This window comes from Streptomyces flavotricini, assembly GCF_020639365.1.
In the GTDB taxonomy this organism is placed as follows: Bacteria; Actinomycetota; Actinomycetes; order Streptomycetales; family Streptomycetaceae; genus Streptomyces; species Streptomyces flavotricini.
In genome coordinates this window covers 8,148,467-8,165,050 of record NZ_JAINUL010000001.1, presented here as the reverse complement: position 1 = coordinate 8,165,050, position 16,584 = coordinate 8,148,467, and the positions used below count along the sequence as shown (strand labels likewise).

The window sequence follows — 16,584 nt, the reverse complement described above, 5'->3', positions numbered from 1 at the left end:
CGGATGCCCTGAGGGCCCTCCGGGGGCGCGTGCCGCCCCCGGAGGGCCCTGCGAACAGGCTCTCCCGCCGGTCAGCCGACGCGCTCGATGCGCGCCCTGCGGATCAGGTTCTTGCCCGGCTCCCGCACCTTGTCGAAAGCCGAGTTGTTCAACAGCACACAACTGCCCGACGGCCCGTTCACCGCCACCGTCGTCGACTGACCGTTGTCGAGATTGGTCACCTTCAACTTCGTCCCCACCGGAAACGTCCCACTGCTCGCCGCCGGCGCACCCCCCTCCCCCGACAACGTCACCGTCGACCCCTGGCAGACGACGTCGGGGGCGGCCGCGTTGCCCGTCGCCATCGTCGTGACGACCGCTCCGGTCACCAGGGCTCCCGTGACGCCGGTGAGCACGAGCTTCTTCTTGAGACTCATGGTCCGCTTTCGGGACATTGACACTCCTCGATCGGATGGATGCTGGTCTCCCCCGTCCTGCTTACGGCCTGCGTCACGCGCGATTCGAATCCTTGTCGCCGTCTTACAAATCCATCCGCGAGGAGGTTTCGGACCTCACGCGGCCCGCCCCGGCGGTCCGGGCGCCGTTGGCACGCGTACAAAGACGCAGGTGAACGGCCTGCCGCCGGTCGTCGTCGAAGGGTGTGCGGCGCGGATGCCGTCCGCTGCCCGAGGCGCGGGCGAGGCGGCCACAGCCAGGCTTAAGGTCCAGCTGATCCCCCCTTAAGCTCCGGGCCTGCACCGCAGCAAGCCCTGCGGCCCCGGCCCCGCCGAGCGGGAGTCGGCCCGAAGCGGCCCACATGTGACCATCCCATGATCCTTTCGTTGTCCGCACCGTGGGACAACGTGAGGGCTCCGGAACCGGGCTGCGCCAGGCTGAGGCGATCATCGTCGAGCGCTACCCCCAACTGCTGCGCCTGGCCTACCTGGTGCTGCCGCCGGACCTCGACCGGCACACGCGGCTGCTGCGCGCCCACCGCGCCGTACAGCACTCCCTGCGGGCCGCGGGGCGCCGGACACGGCAGGGCGGGGACGCGCTGGCAGCCGTACGGGCCGAGGTGGTGCGGCACGCGGCCGGACGGCTGCTCGGGCCGTTGCCGCCATGGGTGTGGGGGCTGCGGATGTGGCCCAGCGCCGAGGGTCTCGACGAGGCGGCCCGGGGGCTCGCGGGGCTGACCCCGTACGCGCGCGCCGCGTACGTACTGTGCCGGTTCGACGGGCTGGGCGAGGACGCCGCGGCGGAGGTGCTGGAGCAGGCCGGCGCAGGTGATCCGGCGGGCGAGGTACGGGCGGCCCGCGCGGCCTCAGCCGCGCCGGGGGGTCACCGGCTGGCAGCCCCAGCCCCAGCAGTGCATGGCCACCGTGGCCGGCATCCCCGGGCCCAGGGCGGGCACCGGGGAGCGCTACGCCCTGGCCGGCTTCCGCCGGCTCCTCGAGGAGAAGGCGCAGCGCGCACGGGAGCGCTCCGACTTCGCCGATGGCTGGCTGCCCCGCATCTAGCCACGCCATCGGCGTCACTTCGGCGCTCGGCACGGAGCTTCATGTGCGCCGGTGTGGAGGGTGCTTCAGGGCCCACGCCTCGGGGCCGGTGCCCGCGTCCCGGCCCGCTCCCCTGCGGAGGACACGAAGCGGGGGCCGGTACCCATCGGGGCCGGCCCCCGAGAAGCCGTTCGGCAAACACGCCGTCCGGGCCCGGTGTGACGCGTCCCACAGGGAACGTTCCCGGGCCACGCCGCCTCCTCGGAGTGCCGGTACCTCCGCCACCCACAACCGGGGAGCATCCCATGGCCGTCCTCACCACCCGCCGCGCCGGGAAGGCACTCGCCGCCCTCCTCGCCGCCGACGCCCTCGCCCACCTTTACTGGGCCACAGGCGCCACCTGGCCCGCCGCCGACACCCGCACCCTGTCCCTGGCCGTCCTCGGCTCCGACGTGCCCTTCACCCCGCCCGTCGTCCTGCCCCTGGCCACCGCCCTCACCGTCGCCTCGGCGGCGGTGGCGGCCCGCGCCCAGGGCCGCGGCGGACGCCCCGCAGCCCTGGTCACCGGAGCCGTCACCACCGGTCTGGGCGTGCGGGCCCTCGCCGGAGCCGGCTGGGCCCTCGGCCTGGACGCGGGCATCGGCGAGGCGGGCCCGGCCTTCCACCGGCTGAACCTGCTCCTGTACACGCCACTGTGCGTGGGTTTCGGCTGGGCGGCCCTGCGCGTCCTGCGCGGCCCGCGGCCTGAGAGGGTCACTGCGTGAGCACCGAACGCCGTGAGCGGGGCGTGGCCCTGGCGCGGGCCGCCCGCGCCGGGAACACCCTCGCCCTGCACGATCTGCTCGACCACCTCACCCCGTACGTGGCCCGGGTCTGCGAGCCGATCGCCCTGGCGGACGGCCCCGACGCCACGCAGGAGGCCCTCGTCGCCGTGTTCACCTCCCTGCGCACCCTCAAGGACCCCCAGGCCCTGTACGGATGGGTGCGCGCGATCGCCGTCCGCGAGGCCGTCCGCGTCGCCCGCCGGGCCGCACGGGCGCGGCCCGCCACCGAGCTGGCCGACGTACCCCAGCCCGGGGACCCGCAGCTGGCGGCCGACATCGCCGACGTCCTGGCCCGCCTCTCCCCCGACCACCGCGCCGTCCTGGTGCTGCGGGACGTGGAGGGCCTGGACGAGGACGCCGCGGCGGCCCTCCTCGCCATCCCGCCCGGCACCGCCAAATCCCGGCTCAGCCGGGCCCGTTCGAGCTTCCGAAAGGCGTGGTCGGCATGATGTACGCAGTGGACGCGGTCACCCGGCTGCGCATCATGGCCGCCGCCGTCCCGGGCGCCCGGGTCGTCGAAAGGGTACTCCCGGCCCCCCTGGAGGCCGTCTGGGCGGTGATGGGCGACCTGGAGGGCGGCTTCGGCGACTTCCAGCCGGACATGCGCCGCGTACGTGTGCTCCGGGTCAGCGGCGACCGCGTCGAGGTCCTGGCCAGTAGCCGCCACGGCTTCCGTGCCCGGCTGCGCGGACACCTGCAGCCGGGCTGGTGCTGGCTCCAGAGCCGCTTCCTGATCATCGGCATGGCGGCCGCCCCGGAACCCGGCGGCGGCACCCGCGTGGCCCTGACCGGCGGCGTACGGATCCCGGCCCGCGCGGCGATCGTCCCGCTGGGCACCCGCCGCGAACTGGAACGCGCGGCAGTCCGCCTGGAAGCCCTGGTCACGAGCCCGCCGGGAGTCCATACCGAATCCAAACGTGGGAGGAGCTGATGATCGCGAGGCCCAACGGCGCCCCGGACACCGGCGCCCGGAGGCTCTGCGTGTTCGCTCTCGTGGTCCAACGCCATGGGCTTCCCTGCTTGTGAACTGCAGTCTTCGGGCTCCTCGGGAAGCCGGGAGTCGTCGCGACAACAGACTTGCAGGAGAGAACGCCTGAGCCGACCCGACGTCAAGTCGTGGACAAAGCCACGGCAAGGGCGGGCGTCGCCCTGGCGACGGTCAGAGTGCCCCCGTCCCACAAGCAGGTCCGAGCACGCGTCCAGCACGTCCTTACCCGAATGAAGACCTGGCAGATCCTCCGCGACTGCCGTCGCAGAGGCGGTGGCGTCCACCTGGTGTGGGTTGCGCCTGGCGGTCGCCACCGCCGCGCTTCGGGACATCGAAGTCGACGGCCCACCGCAGGTTCCTGATCGGGTCGAGGGCAGGTGTGGGGGGCCGGCTGCACGAGGCGATCCTGCACCGCCTCGACGACGCCGGCCCCCTCGGCCTGTCCCGCGTCGTCCTCCGGAGGCTGGAAGCCGCACTCCAGTACCGCGAACGCGAAGGCAACCCCCAGGATGAACGGCCAGCGCGCCGCCCGTCGGCGTACGCATGAATGTGCTCAGGCTCGTACCCGTGAATGTGCTCGCGCTCTCGGCGCACGCGCCGGCCGGCTCGGTTCGAGTGGGGGCTGCGGAGGGTTCAGCCGAGAACGTGACGGCTCGCGATCTCCGTACGCAAGTGTGGAGGGTCGCTACGCGGCGAACCGGCGGTCGCCTGTGAGCGACCACACGGCGGAGATCCGGCCATCAGTGATGGAGAACATGTCGATGCCGCTCTTCGTGACAGGTGTGCCTGAGCCGTCAACGTAGGTCGCGGCCCACCGGGTTGCGAGCTGTCCGTGAGCAGCGTCGATGACGGGCGGACCATCGAGGTCGTAGGTCAGTCCGGTAAGGGCCTGGCGGTGGGCGGCTATGAAAGTGAGGAGGGTGCTGCGTTCGAGGGTGGAGTCGGCGCCGGTGCCTTCAACGGCGTTCGCGAAACGCAGCCGGAAGCCGGGGTCGATGATCTGCTCCGCGAGCGCGAGATCGCCGTTCCACAGCGCCGTCCACCCCTCCAGCAGCCTCGTGCCGCTCTCTCGATTCGGCAGGGCGGCGCCGGCGGTGGGGGGCTGGGTCGTCAGATGCATGGGGTGCCTTTCCGTTGTCGTGGGGCACCAGCTTCTACGCTTGGGGCGACAGCCCTATGTCGGTGTTTACGAGTTCGCCGAGAGAGACGAACCGCCAGCCCAGGGTGTCGACGGCGGCAAGATCCACGGGGCGCGGCGGGGCCGTCTCCGCGAGGGCGTACGCCTGCCGGATGCGGTCGAGACGGAAGCCGCGTACCGCGGCACGGAGCCGGCACCAGCCGATGAGGTACCAGTGGTCGCCGCCCAGGAAACCCATGGGTTCGACGATGCGGTCGGTGCCGGCGCCCTGCGCGTCGGTGTAGTGCAGGCATAGGACCTGTCGAGTGGAGAGCGCCTCTCGCAAGGTGTGGGGGACGTTGGTCGGTTGCCGTTGGGAGTCAGCGAGCCGGACACGGTCGGCGAGCTCGTGTGTGGCGTGGCGCTCGCGTCGGGGCATGACGGCGAAGACCTTGCGCAGCGCCGAACGGGCATCGCCTGCGAACGGTGTCCCGGACAGTGCGTGCAGTGCCACCGCCAGAGCCGTCGCTTCCGCCGGGGTCATGGTCAAAGGGGGCAGGGTGTGGTCCTTGTCCAGGACGTATCCACCGCTGCGGCCGGGCTCGGCGTAGATGGGCACACCGGATTGCTGCAGGGCGTTGAGGTCGCGCTCGATGGTGCGGGAGCTGACATCGAATCGCCCGGCCAGCCACCGGGCGCTCCGCGGGCGGGGCGAAGCTGCACGCAATTCTTCCACCAACGCATACAAACGATCAGTACGGTTCACAGGAAGGGACCGTAGTCCAGAGTCACAGCGTGACCGGAGGCGTTTGGGCAGGCAGGCGTCTCCACCCCTCCACCAGCCGCCGGCGAGCATGTCCGTTCAGGGGCCGGCCTCGGGCGGAGGATCGCCGGGTCATCAGCGGGATGGTCTACAAGATCCGGGCCCCCGATCTACGTCCTTCCTGCGCCGCAGGCCAAGGCCTCAGGCGGCGAACGGGTTGGTGTGGCCGGGCAACTGCTGCCCCGGGCGCAGGAACCGCTGGCCGCCTTGTCCGTCGGGTACCACGAGGAACCCGGCGTCCGTCAGCCGCTGTGTGATCCTGCTGCGCCGGATCGCGCCCACCTTGAACGCCACGGTGACGAGCAGCGCGACCGCCCCGCCGGAAACAACCGCTTCGACCGGCGACCGGTCGATGAGCAGGACGACGGTCAGGACCGCGCAGCCGAGGTAGCACATCACCTTCTGGCCCCGGTCGGCGACGTACTGCGCCATGACGTCGAAGGTGATGAGGTCCTTCAGCACGGCCACGGCGGCGACCGCTTCGGGGAGCGGCTTCAGCGAGCCCTGCTCCAGCCCCGGCACCGTCCCGCCGTTGCCCGCCTGCGGATGGGCGGTGATGGCGGCCGCCTCGCGGACGCGGGCGTCGGGCCGCGGATCCCGGTACATCCGGACCTGGACGAGCGAATTCTTGAACCCGGTCCTGTACGCCATGCCGTAGGTGTAGCCGTACTGCTGCGCCGCGTGCGCCAGGGCGGCCGCCTTCGGCGTGGAGCCCTGGGGGGCGATCTCGACGATGTCCTGCTGACGGGCGATCTGTTGGAGCATCCCAGCTATGTGACGTTCTACGGACATCCTGTTCCCCGCTCTCTGGGACCCCGCGCCTGGGACCGACCGGCGCACAGACTAGGGGCTGCGCCACCGATCGGAACACGCGAGGTCCCCTGGTCATGGATCAAGAGACCTCCCGTCCGGACCACCGGACGGCGGTCGATGCCGTTGTCCGGCTCAGGCTTGCGGCAAACCGCCCCCGGTCCACGGGTGCCCGGGCTCGGCAGCGGCCGGATGCTCGGCGAGCGGGCGGCGCCTCGGCGCAGCGGCGGATCTTCGCCGGGCCCCGCTGCCGTGATGGCTGGTCCGACCGGCCTTGCTCCCCGCCGTGCCCGGCATCCGGGGCCGCACGGTCCGCGCTCTCCGCCGCTTGGCGACTCCACATCGTCCCGGCCGTCATGGGGCTGTGGACGCACTGCTGCGGCTGCCGCTTCTCGACGCCGACCGGGCGCGCGAAAAGCTGGCCGGATCCCGCGCCACACTTCCATGGAGGCGCTGCAGGTTCGCGCATCGGGCCGCTGCCTCACAGCGGCCCGAACAGCGCCTGGCAGGTCGAGATCGGTACGACCGAAGAGGGGCCCGGCCCCCTCAGTCGGCGGCCCGGCGCCTGCCCCGCCGACGGCGCGCGTACGGCAGGAGCCGCGGCGAGCGCTTGGCCGCCACGTCCTCCACCCAGCCGAAGAGCAACAGCAGCAGGCCGAGCAGCGGCATCGCCACCAGCAGCGTGAACCATTGACTGGCCAGCAGCCACTGGAGGTTCGCGTAGAAGAAGTGGACGCTCCAGAGGGGGTCGACCAGCGGGACAGCGGCCACCAGCGCGGTCTCGTGCCAGAGGTAGACGCTGACAGCGCGCGCGTTGAGCAGGCTGACCAGGCCGTTCCAGCGTTCCAGCGACCTGGGCCACCGCTCCCAGGACGGGCTGACGTGGAGCAGGATGGCAACGAAGCCGAGGGACCACAGGGCCTGGGCGATCGGCCAGGACTCGATGTCGGTCGCTTCGGTCGGATCGACCGGCCGGGTCTGCAGGTACCAGAGGCCGGCCACCATGATCAGCGGCGCGATGGACGGCAGCACGTACTGCGGGATCTTCTTGAGCAGCCCCTCCTGGTGGGCCATGCCGAGGATCCAGCAGGAGCCGAACATCGCGAAGTCGTTGGCGGTCTCCCAGACCCGGTAGTAGATGAATTCCTGGTCGGGGAAGAACGTGTTCATGACGATCGTCAGCGCCAGCGGAGCCAACAGCGTCACCACCGGGAATCGCCGCAGTGCCCGGAGCATCAGCGGTGAGAGCAGCACGTACCAGAGGTAGGCGCGGAGGTACCAGAGCGGGACGATGACCTGCGCGGCCCAGCTGTGTTCCACGAGATGGTGGAAACCGGGCAGTTCGTCCGCGTACGGCGGGGTGCTCAGCGGCAGGAGCCAGAAGCCCAGCTTGGCCCACCACCAGGTGGGGTGGCCTTCGGAGTCGGGGCCCCAGCCGTCGAGTATCTGGAGGGCGACCATGACGGCGCCGAACAGCCACATCGGCGGCAGCAGCCGGCGCAGTCGGCCGCGGATCACCCCGAGGGCGGGACGACTGAGCGAGCGGGCCATCAGCGAGCCGGCCAGTGCGAACATCACGCCCATCGACGGGAAGACGAGGGGCAGCCAGAACCAGCCGAACTGGTGGTAGAACACCACGCGGACCAGCGCCAGCGCGCGCAGCAGGTCGAGATAGCGGTCCCGGCCGCCCTTGCGCGTGGACGGTGCCTCGACCCCCGACGCAGGAGCCGGAGCCGGCGCCGGCTCCGGCTCCTGCCGCGAAGCAGTCAGGACTCTCAACTGGAGGGTGTCCCGGACGCGCCCGAGGTCGATGGATGCGGTCACGGTCGGGCCTCCACCGGTACAGCGACCTCGCCGGTGCGCCGGAGCTTCTGCCAGCGCAGTCGGCCACCGGTCATCGCCGTGATCGCGGACTGCAGCAGGACGATGTACATCAGCTGCCGGTAGACGAGCTGCTGGATCGGCAGACTGATCAGGTGCCAGGGCTTCTCGCGGTCGAGCCGGAAGGCGTACCAGGACAGTGCGGCCTGGAGCAGGATGAAGCCGCCCCAGCTGGTGAGGGTGATCGGGGCGTCCCCGAACAGCACGCCGTACAGCAGGAACATGTCGACCAGCGGCGCGAGCAGCGGGGCGACCACGCCGAACAGCACGATGAGCGGAAGCCCGAGCCGGCCGAAGCGACCGGCCGGGCCGCGGGAGGTCACCGCGCCGCGGTGCTTCCACATCGCCTGCATGCTGCCGTAGCTCCAGCGGTACCGCTGGGACCAGAGCTGCTGGAGGCTGGCGGGAGCCTCGGTCCAGGCGCGGGCGTACTCGGCGTAGACGACCCGCCAGCCGTCGCAGAGCACCGCGATGGTGATGTCGGTGTCCTCGGCGAGGGTGTCGTCGCTCATCCCGCCGACCCGCTGCAGGGCCTCCCTGCGGAAGGCGCCGACCGCGCCGGGGATGGTCGGGATGACGCCGAGCATGTCGTACATCCGGCGGTCCAGGTTGTGGCCGAGGACGTACTCGATGTGCTGCCAGGCGCCGATCAGGCTGTCGCGGTTGCCGACCTTGGCGTTGCCCGCGACCGCGCCGATCCCCGGGTCGCCGAAGGGCTGGACCAGCTCCCGCACGGTGGACGGCTCGAAGACGGTGTCGCCGTCCATCATCACGATGATGTCGTGCGAGGCGGCCGCGACGCCGGCGTTGAGCGCGCTGGGCTTGCCTCCGTTGACCTTGCGGATCAGCCGGACGAACGGCAGGTCCATCTCCTCGACGATGTCCGCGGTGCCGTCCGTGGAGCCGTCGTCGATGACGATCACTTCGATCGGGTAGTCGCTGGCGGCCAGGGAGTTGAGGGTGTTGGCTATGCACTCGCGCTCGTTGTAGGCCGGGACCAGTACGGTGACCGGCTCGGTGACGGGCGGTCCCCAGGCGTCCCGCCGCTTGGAGCGGCGGGCGTGGATCGGCGCGAGGACGAGCATCAGCGCGAACCGTCCGAAGTTGAGGAAGCCGACGAGGGCCAGCAGCCAGACCAGCACCGGCAGGGTGAGCACGGCGACCTGGGTGGCCCAGATGTATCCCTTGCCCGCCCACAGCTGGAATCCGTGCACCGGCACGGTGGCGCCGGAGGCGCCGAGCGCGTCGGAGATGGTGGTGAAGCGGTAGCCCTGGGCCTGCAGCCTCTCGATGATCTGCCCGAGCGCGGTGATGGTCTGGGTACGGTCGCCGCCCGCGTCGTGCAGGAGGATCAGCTCACCCGCACCGGGCTTGGACGGCATGGCCGCCTTGACGATCGCTTCGACTCCGGGACGCTTCCAGTCGTCGGTGTCACGGTCGATGAACGCGGTGAGGTAGCCGCGCGCGCCCACGTACTTGATCACCGGGTAGTTCCAGTCGTCCAGCGCCGAGGCGTCGGAGGAGTACGGCGGGCGGAACAGCGCGCTGTGGACGCCCGCGACGCCGGCCAGCGCCAGCTGCGTCTGCGCCATCTCCCAGCTGATCCGGGCGTGGGACTGGTACACGAGGTCGGGGTGGGTGAAGGTGTGCACGCCGAGTTCGTGGCCGCCCGCGACGATCTGCCGGATCAGCTCCGGGTTGCGCGTCGTCATCGCGCCGGTCACGAAGAAGTCCGCCCGGATGTTGCGGGCCGCGAGCACCTCCAGGATCTTCGGAGTCCACTCCGGCGAGGGACCGTCGTCGAAGCTCAGGACCACGGTGTGGTCCGGGATGTGATAGCTCACGGGGTGGTCGTTCTTGGTGCCCCGCGAGTCGATGATCGGGCCGCCCTTGAGCAGGTTGTCCGGCACGGTCGTCTTGTCGACGGAGATCGCGATCCGGGAGTCGTGGAACGCCTCGTTGGTGGCGAGGCCGCGCAGGACGAGGAGCGCGAGCAGGCAAGCCAGCAGGGACAGCGGCATGAAGAAGCGCAGCGGCGGCGCGGCCAGTCGGCGCGGCCGCAGCAGGGACTGTCGGCGGCGCTGGTGGCGGGACAATGACGCTCCTGGAGATGGGTGGTACGGGCGATCAGGGGTGCTTGGCCGGTCGCCCCGATGGCCTGGCACCCTGCGGCGCGGTGGTCGAGGCCCTCGAGGTGGTGGCCGAGGGTTTCGATGTGGTGGCCGCGGTCTTCGTCCGAGGTGTGGCAGACGGTCTGGCCGTCCGGAGTGAGGACTGGGAGGACGACACGGAGGACGCGACGGGCGACAGCGACCGCACGGGTGAGGGTGGCGGGGCGGGCGACCGCGAGGGCTGCGCGGGGATCCCCATCGCCGGGGCGTCCGCCTGCACACCGATCAGGCTGCTCCCCATGGCGACCGCCAGGATCGCGCCGACCACGGAGACCGGCCAGCCGAAGCCCCGCAACAGACGGCCGCGCACACCCGACTGGTCGACGAACACCGGCGCGGGAGCGAACTCGTCAAAGCTCGATTCGAATATGTCAGGTTGCTCCTGGCGCGCCGATCCGCGTTCGATGGAAATGCCAACTGGGCGCACCTTGCGGGGCCTTTCATTGCAGGGTACGTAGACCGCGGGACCGCAGTGCGAACGCTAGTGCACCGGCCTGAGTCGGCTTGGGTTCGATGTGACCATTTGGCACGATCCATTCAGGGGCCGTGATCGGATCGAAATGGAATTGGTGATACCGGTTAGTAGGCCCGCCGTTTCACCGGGACCGCGGCGGCCGGGGCGCCGAGGTCACCTCTGCGGTCACCTCAGCGGCCTTCTCGGTGGCCATCTCGAACCTAGGATGACCCCCGCATGTGATCAGCAATTGATCTATTCGCATAAAGGGCGCGTCCCGGTACCGCCTCTACGCCCCAAGGAGCCCGTGTGAGCCAGCCCCGCCGCACTTCTCGTCGCCGTGCGTGGACCGCGCCCGCGCTGACCGCCCTCCTGTGCGTACTCGCCGCGTGTTCCGGCGGCCCCGGTGACGATGCCGCCGCGCCCGCCCCCAGTGCCTCGCCGGCCCCTGCCGGTCCGCCGGGAACCCTGTTCGACGGCTTCCACTACAGCGGCCCCGACGACCCCTCGCTCGCTGCCCACGGCTGGGAGGTCCGTACTGGTGGGGGCGGCCCGGGGATCAAGGACAGCTGGTCCATCGCCCGTGCCGACTTCCCCGCCGACACGAGCGCCCAGGGGGGCAGGGTCCTGCAGCTGCAGGCCTCCACCGACGGCACCAGGCAGGGCACCGAGCAGGTCGAGGTGCAGAGCACCGGCACCCCGCTCTTCACGGGGACCTACGCCGCCCGGGTCTACTTCGGCGACAAGCCCACGAGCGGTCGCAACGGCGACCACGTCGTCCAGACCTTCTTTCCGATCTCCGCCTCGGACTCCTCGCCGAACTACAGCGAACTCGATTACGAGTACATGACGAACGGCGGTTGGGGTTCGGTGGGTCCGCAACTCGACACCACGAGCTGGTACAAGGCCGATCCGCCGGACCGGGTCACCCACGCGCTCAAGCGACACATTGAGGGCTGGCACATCATGATGATCACCGCCGTGAACCAAAAGGTCACCTATTCCCTGGACGGCAAGGACCTGTTCACCAGTTCCGGCAAGTACGTTCCGCGCGAGAAGATGGACGTCCACTTCAGCAACTGGTTCATCGACCTTCCCTTCGCCGGTGGTCCGCGCACATGGGATATGAAGGTCAACTGGTTCTACTACAAGGCCGATGAGGCTGTTTCTCTGGCGGATGTCCAGAAAACGGTGGACGGTTTCTACAGCGCAGGTACCGACTACATCAACACCGTGCCGAAGTCCTGACCGGGTCGGGGTTCGCGTCGTTCATCCGCGTCAGCCGCCTTCCATACGACCTCGGTCGCGGTACCGGTCTCCAGAGTCGGGTTGCGGTAGTCCCGGTCACCCTGGAAGCCCACGAACACGGGCTGTACGTTCTCGGGAACGAGGAACATCTCGCAGGTGGTGACGGACTTGCCCTCGGTCAGGTGCAGCTCGGAGCCGGAAGCCTCCTGGCAGGGCTCGAACTTGGCCCCCCCAGCAGGACGTGGAGTAGTACGCGAGCTGCTGATCGGTGCCGTGCAGCAGCAGCTTGTGGTTGAAGGTGCCGACGTCCTCCACACCGCCCTTGTGAGCGTAGGTTGATGTCCGGCAACCAGCCACGCCCCTGCGTCGACCGGCACCGTGCCCCTGTCCCGCCAGATGATCAAGGTTCGCCACGCTCGTGTCACCGTCTCGTCCCAACAGAGACCCCATCCTGAACAGGGACGGTGCCACTGGACGCCCAGAAGTCCGTCCCCGTGCTCTCCAACGGGGAGCTCGCCATCCCCGCCATGCTGCTCGTGCCGCTCGTCCCTGCCGCCGCGGTCGGCGGTGTGGGGTCAGGATCGTTGGGAGGGGCACCTGGGGTGCCCCTGGCTAGGTTTCCTTCCTTCCGGAGAGTTCGGTCTTCCCGGAGAGTTCGACCCGGACGAGAGCGGCCGCCAGCTCCGGCAGGTCTTGGGCGTCGACGAGACGCGCCAAGCCCTCGGCGGTCTTCGGGAGCCCGAGTTCCGCCGCGGCGTGCCGGGCCCGGCTGTCGAACGCGGGGCGCAGCTCGGGCCACACGCCCTGCGCCTCCCTGCAGAAGATGTCCGCGCCCACCGGTCCGATCCGGGGGAACTCCTGGAGCAGCTCACGGACGCGGCCCGGGTCACCTCCCGCGGCTTCGCGCAGTCGCCGCAGGTCTCCGCGGTACCGGTCCAGGACCAGGTCGGCCCCGGCTCCCAGCGCGGTTGCCGTGCTCTCGTCGTAGCGGCGGTAGTGGGCCCGGCCCAGTGCGTCCACGCGGTCCTGCCACGTGGCCGCCGCCATCGCGCGGGGCGTGCGCATGCCGTCCTCGAACAGCGCGCGGGCCGCGGCCACGGCGATGTCGGCCTTGATGCGTACGGAGAACAGCACGCACAGGGTCAGCAACTGGTACAGCGGCGCGGGCGTGTTCCGCAGTCGGATGCCCGCTTCCCGAGCGTGGGTCCGCCCGTACTCCTTCATGAGCTGTCGTGCGGTGGTGCGCTGTGTCACGGCGGGCCGCCGTTCGTCAGGGGGTCAGGTGGGTGAGCGTGCTGCGGGTCTTCCCGAGGAGCCGGGTCGAGGCGGTCCTGCCAGGAGTCGCACGTGAGGAGCCGGTCGACGTCGGTGAGGGTCCACCGTCGCCCGGTGAGGCCCGGGGCGTCGTGGGCGTCCCAGGGCAACCGAGCCGCCACGGGGGCGCCGGGGCGGGCACGGCGTAGGGCGACGTGTCCTGGAGCGGGACCGGCTCGCGCTCATCCGCCCGCCGGAGCGGACGCGCTGCTCGTCCTCCGCCAGCGGGCTGCACGGGCCCGTGCAGCCGGCGCCGGGCTCCTGTCCGCGGTCGACGGTGCGGGGCGGGAACCCTCCCGGAAGCCGTCCCAGCAGCTCCGCGTCGCCGCTGCACCGCTCGTACCTTCCTGCGCCTGGTACGTCCGCTTCACCGGTCTCTCCCTTCAGCCGCCGCGATGGCGGAGAGCGGCGACCCCGGATCGCGTTCGACCTCCAGATCACCGAGGGTGACGATGCCGACGAGTTCGCCGTTCTCTGCCTGCACGGGAAGGCGCCGGAGCGCGTGCCGACGCATGAGGTCGACGGCCTGGTCGACGCGGTCGCCGGGCCCGACCGTGAGCGGATCGCTGCTGCAGATGGCCCGCACGGTCGTTTCGGCCGGGTCCCGGTCCTCGGCCAAGGCGCGGACGACGATGTCCCTGTCCGTGAGGATGCCGAGAAGCCGGCCCTGGTCGACGACCAGTACGTCCCCGATGCCGGCGTCCCGCATCACCCGTGCGGCCTCTGCCAGCGAAGTCAGCTGCTCGACCGTCACCGGGTTTCCCGTCATCACCTCGTGCACTCGTCGGGTCATCGATCCTCCCGATGCTGGAGAGGGCCTTGCGCTGCAACGTCTACCCGCTGTCGCCCGGGGTAAGCACGGGCTTCGGCGCCCGGACCTCGGGGACGGCCGCGGGCACGCCCGGGACGCGCTCCTGGGCGACCCCTTGCGGACGCCTTCGCGGTCCCCCAGGCCCCGGAGGGCTGGGCCCGTGACGGGCAGTGACACGGAAGCGGTCACTCCCCGTCACGGGCCCAGAGGAGGAAGCCCGTGAACGACGGCCGGCTGTTCGGCGGCGACGCGGGCCCCGCCGCGTGTTCACCGGCCGGCTGCGCCGGGGACGTGGTCAGGCCGTACGCATTCGATGAGGTAGTCGCCGGTGCCGGGGTCGATGGTCACGCCGTGTGCTTCGCTGTGGAAGCCGGGGAAGGCACGGTCGAACGCCTCCAGGGCTCCGAGGTAGCGCAGGACCGGGCCGTCGGGGGCGCCGAGCGCTTCTCCGGGCATCAGGACCGGGATCCCGGGCGGCGTCACCGTGACCATGGCGGCGGCCACCCTGCCGGCGGCTCGGGCGAGGGGAAGGCGTTCGGTGCCGCCCCGGATGAGCTGCTGGTAGCAGCTACGGGGTGGTACGACCGGTTCGGGCAGGTCCTGGAAGGCGGTGTCCAGCGCGTCGATCAGTTCGGCCCGGGTGAGGTGTTCGTGCATCTCCTGACACAGTCCGCGCAAGGTCGTACCGCTGTAGCGCTGCGGGTGGCGCTCGACCAGGTGGGGCAGCACCTGCCGCAGGGGGGTGTCGGCGTCGTGGAGGGCCTTGAAGTCCATGAGGGCGTCCATCAAGGTGCCCCACTTCCCCTTGGTGATGCCCATCGAGAACAGGACGAGCGTGGTGTAGGTATCCGTCTTCTCCACCACGATGCCCCGGTGGGCGAGGTAGGCGGTGAGGATCCGGGCCGGAATCCCCCACGAGTCCGACTCCCCGCGTGCGTTGACGCCTGGGCAGGTCAGCGTCACCTTGATGGGGTCCAGCATGCACTGCCCGTTCGCCAGGCCGGGGAACCCGTGCCAGTCCGCGTCGGGTTCGAGCTCCCAGCAGCGAGGATCGTTGGCCAGCAGCGAGGGGGATGCATCGGCGAAGGGAACCGTGGACCCGTCAACCGGGTCGGTGACGGTTTCGGGCTGCCAGACTCCGAAGAACCACGGCAACCGGTCACCTGCGTCCGCGATGCGGCGCCCGGTGCGGACGACGGCCTGCCGGAAACGGATCGCTTCGGTGACCGCCTCGTTGACCAGCCACTCCCCCTGTGGGCCGTCCATCATCGCCGCAGCCACGTCCAGCGAGGCGATGACCGGGTACAGGGCCGAGGTGGTGCCGTGCATCATGAACGCCTCGTTGAACCGGTGGTGCTCGACCGGCGCCCGGGGCGAGGACTTCACGTGCACCATGGCGCTCTGCGACAAGGCGGCCAGCAGCTTGTGCGTGGACTGGGTGGCGAAGACGGTGGGGCGTTCCTCGCTCGCGAACGTGTCCGGGCCGACGGCCATGCCGTAGCGGCCCGCGTAGAGCGGGTGGAAGCGGGCGTAGGCGAACCAGGCCTCGTCGAAGTGCAAACGAGGAGTGCTGGGGGCCAGGGCCCGTGCCGTTTGGACGGTGTCGTAGCACAGGCCGTCGTAGGTCGAGTTGGTGATCACCGCGTACTGGGCGCGGGGGGACACGGCGCCCGGTGTCAGCGGGTGCTCGGCGATCCTGGCCGCCACTGCGCCGGACTGGGTCTCACGCGCGGGCAGAGGGCCGGCGAGGCCGTATCCGTTGCGGGTCGGAACGAGGTAGACCGGGCGCGCACCGGAGATCACCAGCCCGTGCAGCACCGACTTGTGGCAGTTGCGGTCCACCAGCGCGATCTCGTCGGCCGTGACGCAGTAGTGGCCGACCATACGGTCGGCGGTGGAGTCGCCGTGCAGCACGAAGTACGTCCGGTCGGCGCCGAAGACGCGGGCCGCGTTGCGCTCGGCCTCCCCGATGGGCCCGCTGTGCTCGAAGAGGGAACCCAGCTCCTCCACCGAGATCGACAGGTCGGTACGGAAGAGCCGCTCGCCGTAATAGTCGAAGAACGCGCGGCCGACGGGCGACTTCAGGAACGCCACCCCTCCCGAGTGTGCGGGGGTGTGCCAGGAGTACTCGTGGGCGTCGTCGAATCGGCGGAGCGCTTTGAAGAACGGGGGCAGGACGGAGTCGCCGTAGGTGCGTGCTGCGTTGAAGACACGGCCGGCGATGAAGGACGGTGTGTCTTCCAGTGGCCAGATGTAGCCGACGGCGGTCTCGGCCACCCATAGCGGCAGCCGCTCCAGGCCGTGGTCGGAGTCCTCGCTCATGACGACGAAGACGGGCAGGGCGGTGAACCGGCCCGTGATCTGGCGCAGGACCGCCCCTCCCCCGCCGCCTGCGTCGCCTCCCGTCTCGGACGGCAGGTCCCAGGCGACGACCGCAGCCGTCAGGCCCGCCTCCGTACGCAAGGCGGCACGGGCTCCCTCGACCGTCCGCGCCCACCGCACCTGCAGCCCGCGGTTCTCCAGCTCTTTGCCGATGCGGCGCAGCTGGTCGCTGCTGACGCCCCCGCCCATGGGGTCCTCGCGCAAGGCCAAAAGGACACTACCGTTCGACATGATGCTCCCACCTGCGGCGTCCCTACGTGATGCGTCAAGTGTCGAATGCAAAGGC

15 protein-coding genes and 1 pseudogene are annotated in these 16,584 nt (G+C 70.6%); 7 read left to right on the top strand and 9 right to left on the bottom strand.

The window, feature by feature from the left end; all coding sequences use genetic code 11:
• Positions 1-71: 71 nt before the first annotated feature.
• On the bottom strand, positions 72-434 hold the full coding sequence (locus K7B10_RS37395) for a hypothetical protein (RefSeq protein WP_504967670.1): 363 nt from the start codon (positions 432-434) through the stop codon (positions 72-74).
• Between the two features lie 915 nt (positions 435-1,349).
• Between K7B10_RS37395 and K7B10_RS37390 the strand changes: the two genes are divergently transcribed.
• The 5 genes and pseudogenes from K7B10_RS37390 to K7B10_RS37370 all read left to right on the top strand — a co-directional run.
• Positions 1,350-1,496 (top strand): hypothetical protein, encoded by a 147-nt coding sequence (locus K7B10_RS37390; protein ID WP_229343711.1) that lies wholly within the window; start codon positions 1,350-1,352, stop codon positions 1,494-1,496.
• Between the two features lie 284 nt (positions 1,497-1,780).
• Entirely contained in the window at positions 1,781-2,239 is a 459-nt protein-coding gene (locus K7B10_RS37385; protein ID WP_229343709.1) for a DUF3995 domain-containing protein, read from the top strand.
• Entirely contained in the window at positions 2,236-2,748 is a 513-nt protein-coding gene (locus K7B10_RS37380; RefSeq protein WP_229343707.1) for an RNA polymerase sigma factor, read from the top strand. The genes K7B10_RS37385 and K7B10_RS37380 overlap by 4 nt, the downstream gene beginning before the upstream one ends.
• Positions 2,745-3,230: a hypothetical protein gene (locus K7B10_RS37375; protein WP_229343705.1), complete on the top strand. Its 486-nt coding sequence runs from the start codon at positions 2,745-2,747 to the stop codon at positions 3,228-3,230. The genes K7B10_RS37380 and K7B10_RS37375 overlap by 4 nt, the downstream gene beginning before the upstream one ends.
• A gap of 349 nt (positions 3,231-3,579) precedes the next feature.
• A pseudogene (locus tag K7B10_RS37370) lies at positions 3,580-3,744 on the top strand (IS5/IS1182 family transposase); the annotation flags it as partial.
• Between the two features lie 228 nt (positions 3,745-3,972).
• Here K7B10_RS37370 and K7B10_RS37365 read toward each other — a convergent pair.
• The 5 genes from K7B10_RS37365 to K7B10_RS37345 all read right to left on the bottom strand — a co-directional run bounded on the left by K7B10_RS37365 (position 3,973) and on the right by K7B10_RS37345 (position 9,951).
• Positions 3,973-4,407, bottom strand: a complete 435-nt coding sequence (locus tag K7B10_RS37365; RefSeq protein WP_229343703.1) for a nuclear transport factor 2 family protein — start codon at positions 4,405-4,407, stop codon at positions 3,973-3,975.
• Positions 4,408-4,441: 34 nt separating this feature from the next.
• Positions 4,442-5,170 (bottom strand): helix-turn-helix transcriptional regulator, encoded by a 729-nt coding sequence (locus K7B10_RS37360; protein ID WP_229343701.1) that lies wholly within the window; start codon positions 5,168-5,170, stop codon positions 4,442-4,444.
• 198 nt (positions 5,171-5,368) lie between these two features.
• Complete coding sequence (locus K7B10_RS37355; protein ID WP_229343699.1) at positions 5,369-5,992, bottom strand: hypothetical protein; 624 nt, start codon at positions 5,990-5,992, stop codon at positions 5,369-5,371.
• Between the two features lie 591 nt (positions 5,993-6,583).
• Entirely contained in the window at positions 6,584-7,861 is a 1,278-nt protein-coding gene (locus K7B10_RS37350; protein ID WP_229343697.1) for an acyltransferase family protein, read from the bottom strand.
• A complete protein-coding gene (locus tag K7B10_RS37345) occupies positions 7,858-9,951 on the bottom strand; it encodes a bifunctional polysaccharide deacetylase/glycosyltransferase family 2 protein (protein ID WP_372481580.1) in 2,094 nt (697 codons plus the stop codon). The genes K7B10_RS37350 and K7B10_RS37345 overlap by 4 nt, the downstream gene beginning before the upstream one ends.
• A 62-nt stretch (positions 9,952-10,013) precedes the next feature.
• On the opposite strand from K7B10_RS37345, the gene K7B10_RS37340 reads away from it, so the two are divergent.
• Both K7B10_RS37340 and K7B10_RS37335 read left to right on the top strand, forming a co-directional pair.
• Positions 10,014-10,547, top strand: coding sequence for a hypothetical protein (locus K7B10_RS37340; RefSeq protein ID WP_229343695.1), 534 nt, complete (start codon positions 10,014-10,016; stop codon positions 10,545-10,547).
• A gap of 305 nt (positions 10,548-10,852) precedes the next feature.
• Positions 10,853-11,791, top strand: coding sequence for a glycoside hydrolase family 16 protein (locus tag K7B10_RS37335; RefSeq protein ID WP_229343693.1), 939 nt, complete (start codon positions 10,853-10,855; stop codon positions 11,789-11,791).
• 612 nt (positions 11,792-12,403) lie between these two features.
• Here the strand turns inward: K7B10_RS37335 and K7B10_RS37330 are convergent.
• The 3 genes from K7B10_RS37330 to K7B10_RS37315 all read right to left on the bottom strand — a co-directional run bounded on the left by K7B10_RS37330 (position 12,404) and on the right by K7B10_RS37315 (position 16,529).
• Positions 12,404-13,015, bottom strand: a complete 612-nt coding sequence (locus K7B10_RS37330; protein WP_267502708.1) for an endonuclease — start codon at positions 13,013-13,015, stop codon at positions 12,404-12,406.
• A 457-nt stretch (positions 13,016-13,472) separates the two neighbouring features.
• A complete protein-coding gene (locus tag K7B10_RS37320; RefSeq protein ID WP_229343688.1) occupies positions 13,473-13,898 on the bottom strand; it encodes a CBS domain-containing protein in 426 nt (141 codons plus the stop codon).
• A 285-nt stretch (positions 13,899-14,183) separates the two neighbouring features.
• Positions 14,184-16,529, bottom strand: coding sequence for an Orn/Lys/Arg family decarboxylase (locus K7B10_RS37315; RefSeq protein ID WP_229343685.1), 2,346 nt, complete (start codon positions 16,527-16,529; stop codon positions 14,184-14,186).
• Between the last annotated feature and the right edge of the window lie 55 nt (positions 16,530-16,584).

Coding starts and splice junctions, on each gene's coding strand:
- K7B10_RS37395 (WP_504967670.1), bottom strand. CDS start 434: ATGTCCCGAAAGCGGACCATGAGTCTCAAGAAGAAGCTCGTGCTCACC.
- K7B10_RS37390 (WP_229343711.1), top strand. CDS start 1,350: ATGGCCACCGTGGCCGGCATCCCCGGGCCCAGGGCGGGCACCGGGGAG.
- K7B10_RS37385 (WP_229343709.1), top strand. CDS start 1,781: ATGGCCGTCCTCACCACCCGCCGCGCCGGGAAGGCACTCGCCGCCCTC.
- K7B10_RS37375 (WP_229343705.1), top strand. CDS start 2,745: ATGATGTACGCAGTGGACGCGGTCACCCGGCTGCGCATCATGGCCGCC.
- K7B10_RS37365 (WP_229343703.1), bottom strand. CDS start 4,407: ATGCATCTGACGACCCAGCCCCCCACCGCCGGCGCCGCCCTGCCGAAT.
- K7B10_RS37355 (WP_229343699.1), bottom strand. CDS start 5,992: ATGCTCCAACAGATCGCCCGTCAGCAGGACATCGTCGAGATCGCCCCC.
- K7B10_RS37340 (WP_229343695.1), top strand. CDS start 10,014: ATGACGCTCCTGGAGATGGGTGGTACGGGCGATCAGGGGTGCTTGGCC.
- K7B10_RS37330 (WP_267502708.1), bottom strand. CDS start 13,015: ATGAAGGAGTACGGGCGGACCCACGCTCGGGAAGCGGGCATCCGACTG.
- K7B10_RS37320 (WP_229343688.1), bottom strand. CDS start 13,898: ATGACCCGACGAGTGCACGAGGTGATGACGGGAAACCCGGTGACGGTC.
- K7B10_RS37315 (WP_229343685.1), bottom strand. CDS start 16,529: ATGTCGAACGGTAGTGTCCTTTTGGCCTTGCGCGAGGACCCCATGGGC.